The following is a 12,106-nucleotide window of genomic DNA, read 5'->3' as shown; positions in this document are numbered from 1 at the left end:
AGCGCGAACCGGACATTGTTATTGCACCAATGACTCATACTAAACTATTAGATAAATATGAGAACCTGGGTGCTAAATCGGCTGTATTTCAGCAGTTAATTCAAAATCTATATATTACTCTAGCTTTAACAAAAGAAAACGGAAAAGAGTTCTGTGAGGGATCATCAGCGTTTAGTGAAAATGAATATAAAGAAAGACAACAACTATTAGAATCTGAATTGGGAAATTTAAAAGAAGTGGCTTCCCAGTTTATCGATGGCTTGTCTGGAACAGTTGAGATCCAATCTATAAATAAATGATTCTGGCCATAATATAAAACGAGAAAAAGAGAGTCCTTGAACATAACCATATAGGTTAATAGGTCTCTCTATTTTTTATTGTCTACTTTTTATATGAATTATATTAAGAATCCTCATCATTAATGGGCTCCTTCCAGATTTTTATTTTGTTGTTTATTTTGTTTTTGATAACAAAATTATCTTCGTTATAACGCAAACCATGTTTTTTAGCTTGTTTAAATAAATAGGTCTTTAATTGCATTTTTTGACTAAGAATACCATAGTAACTAGGGAAATTATTAAAACGCTTGAATGCACCATATAGTTTGTTCATCTGTTTTAATCCCGCATTATGGCTAATATCCTCTTTCAACTTTTTATAAGTATCTTTACTTAAATAGAATGTGTAGTTACCACTTCCACCTTTTTTAGGTCGAAATCGTAGCACAAAAGACACCAACTCCGAAATTTTAATTTCGAGTGGCTGTTTTCGAATATCAAAAAATTCATCCTCTATCTCAAATTTAATTTCTCCAACTGTGTGCAACATAACAACCACGTTATGCCAACGCATGTAGTAAAAATTTGCTTCTCCTTTTTTCTTTTGTCTAGCCCTTTGAAACTTAGATTTCCTAGCTCCATAGCGCTCAATTAACCGTTTATCAATATCACTTGCTTTGTGCAATTTTTTTTCAGGAATATACGTAATATGCCAGTAATAATAACCTCTGGAAACCAAGTACGCCAACATCCTCAGTAGTGCTTGCCAACTCGCTAATTCATAATCAAATCTAGTGTCCTTCATGCAGCCACCTCCCAGTGACATAAAAACGTCGATGAATAACAGAACACAAAACCGCCAGGTTTAAGAAGCAGACTTCTCTTGCCACAGAAAAGTCTTGATCGCCTCTCCTTAATGTCTTTTTACATACGGTGAATTCTTTCGGTCGTCTTTATAGATAGGTACCACCCTATCAGAACACGCTCTTCCACTACCCAGCAGAATCACTTAAAACCTACTCAAATTCGCTCTCAGTCCTCGCATTACGCTCCTAATTTAGGTACCACCCTAAATGTATAGAGGTAACCGTTCGGACCTTCCCACGTTAGTTATAAATGTCTAAAATCATAGTCAGGTCGCTCCAACATAATTTGTATGCATATAGCATGGGGCAGAATATAGAAGCTCCCCCTTACTCACCTTTCGGTTTTGGGTACATTATGTCTTCAAAGCACTTGGGTCTCGCCTCTCTAATGATTTCGTACTAGGTTGCACCCACGTCATTACACGTTTCGGGTGCTTTACTTCCGTAAGGAAGGCTTTACCGGTTGAGCTATTTAGTGAGCAACATTACTGTTGTCACCTCCCCGACCTAGTCAAACGTTGTAAGGTTTCCCTCACCCCGCTGAATGGATTTTAACCACTTCATTTATAACGAGCAAATATCAAAAATGATAGTTCACTATTTTCGTGTCGCCCACAATCCTTGTATGTAACCATATTGAGTAGAAGCAACCTTTCGGTCACAGCCCTCATTGACACATCACGAGCACCTCTCGATGCATGACGCGTCACCGGAACCGGCTATGATCTAATTGGTAGTTAGATTTTCACACCGGAACAGCGAATTAAAATAGATTGGCAGTCTATTTCTTCGCCTGTAAAAAGACAATAAATATAGATATTAATCTATGGCAGTTGACAATTATATCGGTATTTTGAGTAAAGAAATGAAGTCCGGTTGGTAGCCGAATTTCATTTTCCTTACTTGGTGTAAGTAAAAATTATTCGGTTTATCCTCCATCCTTTTTCATTTCATTTTCTCCTCTCTGATTAGTAGTTTGATTATTTATAGTTAAAGGCGTGTTCCAGATCCAAGCTACGCATGGACTGGAATTGAAAGAACCAGCTATGCAGTTTCTCTCAAACTCTCTCCTTACTATATTCCTTATAGAAAGTTGCTCTTGCAGAGCAAACTTACTCTTTTCAGAGCAAGTAAATTCTAAACCATATATCCCAAATGTGTGAAAAAGGCATCAGAAATGCTGTTATATCAACGTTTTAGTGCATTCGCTACGCTATGTAAAATCGATGTGATCGCTGAACAAAAACCAGTTCATCGACCACATCGATTAATTCCCTAAAATTAGGTGACCCATTTTTTAAGATTATCTAGAACAGATAAAAAACAAAAAAGAATATATATTTAATATAAATTAAATATATATTAAAAAATACTTGCAATCTCATATTTTTGTAGTGTAAAATAAGAATCAAGTTAATAGATATTAAATATAAATTAAATACATATTAAATCAAAATTAATCGGAGGAATTTATTATGAAAAAAGTTGTATTAGCAGTAGGATTCGAATCAGCAAACGGATTTGTAAAAACAGCGTCTGATGTTCACCAGGAAGCATATTTAAACACAATTCGTGAGATTACTGATCCAACAACTGAAAAGGATTTAATCGCAAAAGCTTATGGAAAAACAGTTTTCAAAGTTGGTGAAAAGTACTTCCAAATCTCAGCTTTAGAAAGTTCAAAGAGTAGTAGTGGTGAAAATATCCGAAGATATAAAACGCTTGAATACAAGATTGAAAGCCTGATTGCAATCTTTAAAAATATTCAAAAGCTAGATGTCACTGATGCAGTTATCAATGTACATGCAGCTACTGGAGTTCCAGCAAATCATTTTAATATCAAATCAGTACAAACAGATTTAGATAGTAACTTGGTAGGGAAGCATACAGTAAATGATATTGAATTTGAGGTATTATCAGTTGCTTCAACGTTGCAACCACTTGCGGCATTTGCGAAACGTATTTTCAACGCAGATGGTAGCCCAGATAACGCTAAAATAAATCATTATATGGGGTAGCGTCAGGGAAATGCGGATTTACAACGGTAAGCATTTGATACAAGTCTTATGAGACAGTCAGAAGTCATTTAAAACGCTAATTTCATTATGTCTCAATAAACTCTACTCTATTGGAATTGTGAAGTGATACACTTAAACTAACGTACGCAGGTTTGTTGAATAAGGACTTCAAAAAATACCCTTAATTAAGCTAAAAAGTCCTTCTCTTTATTAAGAAGGACTTTTTTATGTGTTATTCCATTGTCTCATTCATTGTAATAGTTTCGCTTGCTTCATGACCAGATTCTCCATGTCCTGGTCCAAACAAATTCAATATTACAACTCCTACAAGAATCAGTGTTATTCCTGCAATGCTAGCCATGTTAAGTTTTTCCTTCCAAACTAAAACTGAAATTACTGTAGTCAAAACAAGTCCTAAACCTGCCCATAATGCATATGCAGTGTTTAAGGGGATTGTTTTTAGCGACAAGGATAAAAAGAAAAAACAACCAACGAAAGCTATTATTACCCCTATTGTAGGATAGAGTTTTGAAAAGCCTTCAGATGCTTTTAATAGGGAAGAGCCAATAATCTCCCCCACTATTGCAAGTGCTAAATATAGATATGACATTATTCGTCCTCCTGAATCATGTTTATTAGTTCATCAAAAACTTGTGTTTTTAGTTCTTCATTTAATGGTGCCATTCCAAATATTTCTGAAAACCAAAGACCATCTATGGATAATCTTGTAATTGTTATTTTGACAGGATCAATTCCATCAGTTATTAACTTTGTATGCAAAATATCGTATCTCTGCCGGAATTCATCTAATAAATCTGGATTAATAAACATAGCAGCCATTAGTGCGGAATTTAGATTATTGTTTTCTAAATCGGAAAATGTAGATTTAAGATAAGCCCTATTCCATTTTCCTATTGCGTTATCATCGTCGTTATTAACTAACGTATTAATGCATTCGAAATAATTATTTGTCCAATCTTCCACCATTCCTTTAATTAATGCTTCCTTGCTAGGAAAATGGTATAATAATCCACCTTTACTCACGCCAGCTCTTTGGGCGACTGCCTCTAATGTGAGTTTGACAACTCCTTCTTCTTTTACAATTTCAGATGCAGCAATCAATATATTTTTTTTCTTATTAGCATGCTTTGAAATAGACATAATAACCTCCATAACTTAGATACATATAATATACCTTCTGGACGGTTTTTTTGTCAATCGAATTAAAGCTCTTATTTAATATCACTCTTTCACATAAAAATAATCCAATAAATTAATCTAAAGATTGTGAAGAAATGTACTTAAAGTAAAGGGAGCTTTAGTTCAACAGTCGATTTCTTAAAATCGGCTTTATTTATGGGTGAAAATTACATTACCGTTGTAAATCCGCATTTTCAGGACTCTACCCCTATATGAAAGATGAATACAAAGTTTTGATTATAGATGTTGGCTTCGGTTCAACGGATTATGCTGAGATCGTTGCGGGGAGTCTAAAGAAAACATACAAAACATTAGGAATGCGAGAAGTCTATGAAAACATTCTAAATCGAGCGTATGCAGAAGAAGAAATGTTGCGTACATTTGCATTAAATGAGTTCTTTATCGAAAGTGAATCAAGAAAAGGAAATAGCATCACAAAGGGACAATATAAGGTTGATATCACTGATATTAAGAAAGAAGAATTTAAGAAAAAGGTAGGAAATGTAGCTAACGAAACCGGTCAAAACGGGTTACAATATGATACGTACGATGAAGTGCTCTTTGTCGGAGGTGGTGTTGAAGCGTTGAAAGAAGAATTGGATAAGCAATTCGGAAAAGATCCACGAGTAATAATTGCTGAAGAAAGTCAATTCGAGAACGCGAAAGGTTACCTCATTAAGGCTAAGAGTAATATCTTGAAGGAGGGAGTGGCTAGTTAATGCCACGTGCCAAAAAAGAACAGCAAGAAAAGAAACAACAAGAAAAGGAAAAAAAGGCTTATGGACGCACTGTACGAGCAGATGGGAATGTTGCAATAACGGTGTTATGTCATCCAGAAGAGGATGCAGATATCCTTCAATTCTTTGAAAAGAATACGGCAGTGACATACATCGCGAAAGAAGCAATTCGCCAGTGGATGCGTGAACAGGAGAAGCGTCATACAGCTAATTCTCATCTTGATGTTGCAAGTTTAGTCAAGCTACTTCAAAGTGGTGGGAACCAGTTGCCAATTGGGTTTAATGTAGAGCAACCACAGATTCCAGTTACTGAAGAAAAAGTAGAAGAAACAATAAGTGAAGAAGCAAAGGCAAACTTGAAAAAATTTGATTTCTAAATAGAAAGCACATCATCAAAAAAACGATGATGTGCTTTCTTAAAAAAGTAATAAACCTCCTCCACCCTAGCCGTCGCAACGAAGAATATGAGAATAGAGGAATAGTTTTTATAGCCAAAACAGCATTTTTTTTAGAAATAATCGAAACAATGAGGTGAAGGTATGTTATTAGAAATTATGCCAAAAAAGGTCGGGAGACCAAGGAAAAGACATCGTGACCGCTTACGTTATGTGCGCATACCCGTGTCTGATGAACAGTATTATACAATCCGAAAGTTGGTCCAAAAGAGGAAAGTAACCGAACATGATTTGACCGTTACTGATGTTACTGAAGAATTATTAAGAAGTAGTTTTGAAAGAGAATTAATTTGGGATATTCCTGTTTCTAAACAATACTTAGCTAAAACAGATCATTCTATCCAAGCGTGGATTCATAATGAAGAAATGCTTCTTCTAGAAGACATTGCAGCTGAACGTCTCTCCACTGTCCGGAAGGTAGCGTTCACCTTACTTGAATACGAGTTGGAGGTAATTAAACCATGAGCACAGTAAATTATTCAACTCTTGATTTGATTGGCCGAGAAATTGAATCAGCAAAAACAAAAAGAAACTTCTTTTCTAAAATAATTCAAGATTATAAAAAGAAACGTCCTGTCCTATTACGTGTACATGTTCCAGCCAAGCTTTTTTGTAGAATTAAAGACCTGACTGAGAGTCTTGAAGATAAAGAGTTTGAATTTGAAATTAATGATGTGTTCGCGATGATTGCAAAGGATATCTTAAGCGCATATAACGAAAGAATTGACGGAGAGACATTACGAAGAGGACTCCTAAGTCTTGAGGGTAAAGTTGTAAAAAGATATGGAGAATCAGAGGAATTCATGAAGGATTTTGTGAAAGATGCTATTCCTGTCACTGTTTCACTTGAGTATGCAGTTGCAAGGGAACTAGAATGGATTGCTCATGACATGCATGAAATAGCTAAAGATGATGATAGAGTGTTGAGTGTTGAAGATATGCTCCGTATAACCTTCATAGACCTCTCTAAAAAGATACAGAACGGGCAAATACCAGACCTTCGTAGACGTCTTGTGAAGTTCGTTAAAACAGGTAAAACAGCATAAAAAAGAACATACATAAAAGTATGTCCTCTCCCAAAAAATAAAGAGTCGGTTGCACCCGACTCTTTTATTCTACAATAAAACTAAAAAAAAAAGGAGGATGGATCATGGAAGAAATCATAAAAAACATCAAAGAACATAGAGTCGAATTAGGTAATATAAAAAGTTTATACACCAGGGTACATAAACCAGATAGAAATGAAGAAAAATATGAAGTTTACGCTTCAGCGTTATATGAGTCACAGGATACAAAACATTTTAAATACAGTGAAACAAGTAATTTAGATACGGCTAAAATAACTACAATAGTTGTTTTATATAAGTTCATGGAGAATTTCCCTAATGTCCATAAGGAAATTATTAAATACGAAGAAGAAGATAATTAAAATTACTGGTTATGACGAGGTATAAAGAACCTCGTCATTTTTTGTAAAGTTTTCCCGAAACTTTACAAAAATTATGACGAACCATAGCGGAGACATAAAAAAGAGGTTTTTGGCATTGCAAAAATGAATGATATACTCAAAGCAAAGCCTGTGCGCAAAAGGAGGGATTCGCTTGGAATACGGTGTCTTCGCATCTGAAGTATGTAGACAACTAGATTTAAACGCAAATACATTACGAAAGTGGTGCATAGCCCTAGAGCGACGCAACTATCAATTTGAACGAGATAAGAGAAATCAACGTATCTACTATCCTAAAGATATTGCGTTACTAGAACGTATGCGGAATTTATCATCTGACGGCTCTAGAAACAAATCAGACACATTGGATATCCTTTTATCTGAAGAAGAGAACGGTCAAATCACACAAAGCGTTACGTATAATGAGAACGGTCATACACCAGTGATAGAACGTTCTGATGAACATGTAGAAAAAACAGAATTGACATTGGTTAAAATGAATAATATTCAAGAGAAATTAGTGCATCAACAACAACAGATCATCATTCAAAATACTGAACTTACAAAAATGTTTCTAGAAGAGAGAAAAGAAAAACACGAATTGAAAGAGCAGCTATATGATTTGCAACAGAAAATGAACGAAGTATTAGCTTTCGTCCAACAGGAAAGTGAAGAAAAGAGTAAATCCTTATTTCAAAAGATATTTTCAAAGAAATCTAAACTTTAATCTTTCTCACCCTTCACTTTTTTTCTCGGATCGTGAAATCTATCAACTATGAACATAGCAAGCAAATGAGAACCTATTATCGCTAGCGAATAACAGATTTGCTCCATAACAATCACCTCCGTAACATTGATTTTTAGCTTTATAACCAAAAATAAAAGAAAGACAACCTCTTTCCTTCAATTTTGCATTTTGGATATAAGACGAATTCAGTTACCATAGTAAAGAGGTGAAAAAAATTGATTTTAACGGATAAAGAAAAGCTTGCTATTGCTAATTTAAAATTCGATGAAAGTATAGAATTCAATGATGAATCCAAATCGAACTATCGATATGAAGTTGAAAAAATCAATGATACAGAATACAGAGTTTCGAAGCATGCTGTCCTATGCCTTAAACTTGAATATTTTTCAGAATCGGAAGATGTAATTAATTTTATTGAAAAACAATATCCTTAAACTCAAAGGGGTTTTCATTGGTGAATTTGAACTATAAAGGTATTAATAACCGAGGTCATGCCGAGTGGGTTGAATCTGATTTAGGGGAAGTAATGGAAGAATGGCAACTAAATCAATACAAGCCGTTTGTGGAATCCTTACAGGAATGCATCGGTCGTCAATTGACAAAAAATGAATTGCGAACAGTTTTTTGGTTATCAGGATTCGAACAAATCTCTATTAACAATATTGTGAGTATCGTAAGTGCAGCTCATGAGCATGGAAAAAATATAAAGTGATGCACATTCTATAAATTAAAGGACTTTATTATTTTTCAAACAAAAAGGGTCGTCTTAAAGACGGCCCTTTTACTTCATCCTCATTTCATTAGGATGGCAGAGTTAAACGTGTATATACACACGTATCAAAGCTTTGCTACGCAAAGACTGAAGCGTATATACGATAGATGTGACCTGTATATATATTTGGTCTGGTAAATCCATTCAAGTCCCTTAGGAAGGCTCTCAAGCCGTATATACGCCACTAAAAAAGATAAAGATCCATACCAAACAACTTCACATCCAATTTGAATAATTGGAGTGGCGGAGATAATACAGCTGTCAGCTGTATACAATCCCTTGCGGGAGTAAGAGGAATGGTATGGCATTATTGTATGTCCTGGAGGACAAAGTCGTTAAATTCAAGTTGCTAAAGGCTTTACATGTAATCCACAACAAAAGACAGCCTATTTTAGGGTGTCTTTTGTTGTGGATTACGCTAGTTCTAATGAGTTTTTAAGCTCTTCCAGTTTTTCTTTTAGGAGTTGTGCTTTATACGATTGCGCCTTATGTCTCGACTTTGCTATTCTTGCTTCAAGTCTAGCTTCCTTAATTTTTTGTATTAACTCTCGTCGTTGAATCAAAAACTCTTTAGTAACTATTCTTTTTTGCATATCATGTCACCTCGTTTCCGTTTAGTAAGAAACTTTAGCATGGTAACGTATATACCGATTTAGGCAACAATAACGAAAAAAAACCACCATACCAGGTAGTTTTTTTATTCCACATAGTTCTTATTAAACGAAAGAAAAGAAAACAAGAATTCAAGCTTTTAAGTTATTTACATTCCACATGGTTCGTATAAAATAGCTTTTCAGCAGTTTAAAAAGGCAGCGAACGGCGAATTTACATTCCACATAGTTCTTATAAAACTCTTCCATGGTTACAAAACGGAATGTTCGGTCTCACATTTATATTCTATTTTTACCATAACAAAAAAATCTATCCATCCAAATAGTAATTAAGAAAAATTATGAATGTATGAATTTAGATAAAAACATACATTTAAAACCATGTAAACACTAGTGTTCTAGTGTTTTTTGTTGTATAATAAGAATATATTAAAAAAACGTACATTCAAATCGTTGATTTTACTGGTTTAAAAATGAGGTGAGAAAAATGAATCAAATTAAAGATGTGCAGCCAATCCGTAGTAAAGAACAACTTGAAGATATGAAATGGGCATTAAAGCGTCACTGTTCAGAACGTGACTACATCATGTTCCTAATTGGGATCAACACAGGTTTACGTGTTGGGGATTTGCTGAAGCTCAAAGTAAGTGATGTAAAAAAGAAAAAGAAAGTGGTAATCCAAGAGGGAAAGACAAAGAAGGTTCGTCAATTGAACCTGGTCAATATCTATGATGAGATTCAATTATATGTCTCTCAAATCGATTCAGAGTGGCTTTTCCCATCTAGGAAAGGTGATAAGGCAATTACACCAACTCAAGCATATCGACAGTTGCAGAAAGCCGGGGAAATGGCTGATATCGATTCAGTGGGAACCCATACTATGAGAAAGACGTTCGGTTATTGGTTTTATAAACAAACTAAAGATGTAGCAAAGCTACAAGATATCTTGAATCATTCGCATCCAGAAATAACAATGTTGTATATCGGAATCCGGGCTGAAGAAATCGAAGAGGATCTTAATAACTTTGTTTTATAGAAGAGTAATTCTAGTGCATTAAATGATAGGTTATACATGATTAAAAAGATAATCGACTCAGAATGCGAATCTCGGAGATTTACGAAGAATTAAAAGAAGAGAAATGTAGATAAATCATGGATTCTAGAAATAAATTTATTTATCACTTTCAGAATATCTTGCATTTTAGCAAATAAAAGCGGTAAAATGAAAGTAACTTAATAGAGCGGAAATGAAAAAAGCCATTCCCGATGCTAGTGTTTCCTAGGCACTAGCGGAATGACTTGACCTGTACGACCATACAGGACTTCGATTTAAGAGATGTCTGTAAACATCGCTTAAGATATATAATGTTAAAATCGTTCCCCAACGATTTTAACAGCTTAATGAATTATTCAAGAATTCATTAAGCGACTTCGATACACTTATTATATACAAAGAGGTTAACAAATTTCAACTAGTAAACGTTACTAATTTGAAATTTGTAGTATAAATCACTTGTTTATAAGAAGGCGTTATTCGATATCTAGAAGTCTTGTGTGAGAGGACAAGCCTAGATATGGGATAACGCCTTTTTTCTTTGCGTTCTATTAAGTTACAACACAACTGAATAGATACATAGATTCAAAAAGTGGGTAGCTAACCACTATAAAAAGTAGGTTTGGTGTAGCCAAAGCAGAGAATTGCACCCGGATATCAGCTGTAATTGCATTCAGCTGTCTGACGAAAGCTGAGGTAAAGGACGCAAGCCTTGCATAAAAAAAGCCTACGTGATGGACTCGAAGAAGCTATCTTCTGGATGGACATCATAAAAACGATGATAACCAAGACGTTTGTGGCAAAGAGCGTTAAAACACTATGGAGGGTCAAACAAGACGTGACTGTGCGACTGGAGTTCTAAAGTTACTCGTAAGCGGCGGTCATGACACTGTCACACGGCTATTCTCGTACTTGTTACGGGGATATGCGGGTTGTGTAGCGAATTACTCGAAAGAGAACGGTGTAGGGCGTGGACACGCACCGTACGACGTAAAGTCGATAAGCTACACGCTGAAGGTTTAGTTAATCTGACTAGAACTGACGGCAGGTCAATGCAATCAATCTCAATTCGAAGACTCGGCATATCAGCCAGTTTCAAAGAGTGGGTAGACTTTAACCTTGTTAAAATCGCAAGGGGAAAGTCTGCCCAAAACTTCATTCTTCCTCCTCAACAAAATCCGCCAGTGTAAGGGCGTCAAAACCAAAAGTCAAAAGATTTTAAAGAAAAAAGAAAAAATAAATAGGCAGCTACCACAAGCCAAGCATAGTACAGAATACTTACAACTACCACTATCCGCGGTTAGTGGCTAAAAGAATTATCATTAAGAAATAAAATAAAAGACATAAGAGAAAATGAGGTATACATGGAATGCGGATGAGGGATGAAGATGTAGTGGAAACAAGATTTATACTAAACTAGAGTAAGATCATATAGGAGATGAGGAAATGAAAAGTAGAGAAGAAATGTTAAAAGAAGTGAGAGATTTCCAGAATGATAAGTATGGATTTGAGTTTATGAATGAGGAAGATACTTTAGACTTTTGTGTGAAGCTAGTACATGAGATATTTGTTCAAAAGAAACATAAATATGAACCAGATTTAAGAAAAGAAAACAATAATTAATTGTAGGGGAAGACGTGCCCACAGCGGGAGGCGTAGAAGGAACTACATAGGTTTTTAAATGAAATAATATAGTATATTTGCTAAGCTAGTAGTAAGGGGGAATCACAATGAAAATATGGAAATTAAAGAAGATTGAAAGAGACTTAATTGAGGTTATTAATCTAGTACATAAACAATCTGGAACACTAGCATTTTTTGATGAGTTAAAAAGTAAAGTAATGTTCAATAAACATATAAATGATGAGGAATTTGCGGTACTTTATTATTCTTCTGTATTTATGTATAACATGGCTATTA

The 12,106-nt window shown here is 34.9% G+C and carries 17 protein-coding genes; 13 read left to right on the top strand and 4 right to left on the bottom strand.

Features of this window, described 5'->3' with window-relative positions:
* Positions 1 to 299 (top strand): hypothetical protein (locus K5S59_RS24305; RefSeq protein WP_220784096.1); only part of this gene is annotated, 299 nt, incomplete at its 5' end.
* Between the two features lie 103 nt (positions 300 to 402).
* Here the strand turns inward: K5S59_RS24305 and K5S59_RS24300 are convergent.
* Positions 403 to 1,083, bottom strand: a complete 681-nt coding sequence (locus K5S59_RS24300) for a hypothetical protein (RefSeq protein WP_163097045.1) — start codon at positions 1,081 to 1,083, stop codon at positions 403 to 405.
* A 1,536-nt stretch (positions 1,084 to 2,619) separates the two neighbouring features.
* Here K5S59_RS24300 and K5S59_RS24295 point away from each other — a divergent pair.
* Positions 2,620 to 3,162, top strand: a complete 543-nt coding sequence (locus K5S59_RS24295; RefSeq protein ID WP_212981674.1) for a hypothetical protein — start codon at positions 2,620 to 2,622, stop codon at positions 3,160 to 3,162.
* Between the two features lie 232 nt (positions 3,163 to 3,394).
* Here the strand turns inward: K5S59_RS24295 and qacH are convergent, their stop codons facing one another.
* Both qacH and K5S59_RS24285 read right to left on the bottom strand, forming a co-directional pair.
* Positions 3,395 to 3,772: a quaternary ammonium compound efflux SMR transporter QacH gene (gene qacH / locus K5S59_RS24290; RefSeq protein WP_000121134.1), complete on the bottom strand. Its 378-nt coding sequence runs from the start codon at positions 3,770 to 3,772 to the stop codon at positions 3,395 to 3,397.
* Positions 3,772 to 4,323: a TetR/AcrR family transcriptional regulator gene (locus K5S59_RS24285; RefSeq protein ID WP_000028029.1), complete on the bottom strand. Its 552-nt coding sequence runs from the start codon at positions 4,321 to 4,323 to the stop codon at positions 3,772 to 3,774. The genes qacH and K5S59_RS24285 overlap by 1 nt, the downstream gene beginning before the upstream one ends.
* Positions 4,324 to 4,574: 251 nt before the next feature.
* Here K5S59_RS24285 and K5S59_RS24280 point away from each other — a divergent pair, with 251 nt between their 5' ends.
* The 8 genes from K5S59_RS24280 (at position 4,575) to K5S59_RS24245 (ending at position 8,461) form a co-directional block, all read left to right on the top strand.
* Positions 4,575 to 5,081: an acetate and sugar kinases/Hsc70/actin family protein gene (locus K5S59_RS24280; protein ID WP_212981673.1), complete on the top strand. Its 507-nt coding sequence runs from the start codon at positions 4,575 to 4,577 to the stop codon at positions 5,079 to 5,081.
* Positions 5,081 to 5,476, top strand: a complete 396-nt coding sequence (locus tag K5S59_RS24275; RefSeq protein WP_163097049.1) for a hypothetical protein — start codon at positions 5,081 to 5,083, stop codon at positions 5,474 to 5,476. Before K5S59_RS24280 ends, K5S59_RS24275 begins: the two co-directional genes overlap by 1 nt.
* A 162-nt stretch (positions 5,477 to 5,638) precedes the next feature.
* Positions 5,639 to 6,019 (top strand): hypothetical protein, encoded by a 381-nt coding sequence (locus K5S59_RS24270; RefSeq protein ID WP_212981672.1) that lies wholly within the window; start codon positions 5,639 to 5,641, stop codon positions 6,017 to 6,019.
* A complete protein-coding gene (locus K5S59_RS24265; RefSeq protein WP_163097053.1) occupies positions 6,016 to 6,600 on the top strand; it encodes a hypothetical protein in 585 nt (194 codons plus the stop codon). The genes K5S59_RS24270 and K5S59_RS24265 overlap by 4 nt, the downstream gene beginning before the upstream one ends.
* Before the next feature lie 104 nt (positions 6,601 to 6,704).
* Positions 6,705 to 6,983 (top strand): hypothetical protein, encoded by a 279-nt coding sequence (locus K5S59_RS24260; RefSeq protein ID WP_163097056.1) that lies wholly within the window; start codon positions 6,705 to 6,707, stop codon positions 6,981 to 6,983.
* Positions 6,984 to 7,155: 172 nt separating this feature from the next.
* Positions 7,156 to 7,728, top strand: coding sequence for a MerR family transcriptional regulator (locus K5S59_RS24255; protein WP_238486488.1), 573 nt, complete (start codon positions 7,156 to 7,158; stop codon positions 7,726 to 7,728).
* A 236-nt stretch (positions 7,729 to 7,964) separates the two neighbouring features.
* Positions 7,965 to 8,183, top strand: coding sequence for a hypothetical protein (locus K5S59_RS24250; RefSeq protein WP_163097061.1), 219 nt, complete (start codon positions 7,965 to 7,967; stop codon positions 8,181 to 8,183).
* A 20-nt stretch (positions 8,184 to 8,203) separates the two neighbouring features.
* Positions 8,204 to 8,461 (top strand): hypothetical protein, encoded by a 258-nt coding sequence (locus K5S59_RS24245; RefSeq protein ID WP_212981671.1) that lies wholly within the window; start codon positions 8,204 to 8,206, stop codon positions 8,459 to 8,461.
* A gap of 473 nt (positions 8,462 to 8,934) precedes the next feature.
* On the opposite strand, the gene K5S59_RS24240 is transcribed toward K5S59_RS24245, so the two are convergent.
* Complete coding sequence (locus tag K5S59_RS24240; protein ID WP_163097065.1) at positions 8,935 to 9,114, bottom strand: hypothetical protein; 180 nt, start codon at positions 9,112 to 9,114, stop codon at positions 8,935 to 8,937.
* Positions 9,115 to 9,619: 505 nt separating this feature from the next.
* On the opposite strand from K5S59_RS24240, the gene K5S59_RS24235 reads away from it, so the two are divergent.
* From K5S59_RS24235 to K5S59_RS24225, 3 genes are all read left to right on the top strand, one after another.
* Positions 9,620 to 10,168 (top strand): tyrosine-type recombinase/integrase, encoded by a 549-nt coding sequence (locus K5S59_RS24235; protein ID WP_100651049.1) that lies wholly within the window; start codon positions 9,620 to 9,622, stop codon positions 10,166 to 10,168.
* A gap of 1,464 nt (positions 10,169 to 11,632) precedes the next feature.
* A complete protein-coding gene (locus K5S59_RS24230) occupies positions 11,633 to 11,809 on the top strand; it encodes a hypothetical protein (RefSeq protein ID WP_204335862.1) in 177 nt (58 codons plus the stop codon).
* A 107-nt stretch (positions 11,810 to 11,916) separates the two neighbouring features.
* On the top strand, positions 11,917 to 12,106 hold a 190-nt coding region (locus K5S59_RS24225), incomplete at its 3' end, for a hypothetical protein (RefSeq protein ID WP_220784095.1).

It is taken from the genome of Bacillus sp. BML-BC051 (assembly GCF_019656175.1).
GTDB classification, from domain to species: domain Bacteria; phylum Bacillota; class Bacilli; order Bacillales; family Bacillaceae_G; genus Bacillus_A; species Bacillus_A mobilis.
Note: the sequence above shows the minus strand (reverse complement) of the source record. Positions and strands in the feature narration are given on the sequence as shown.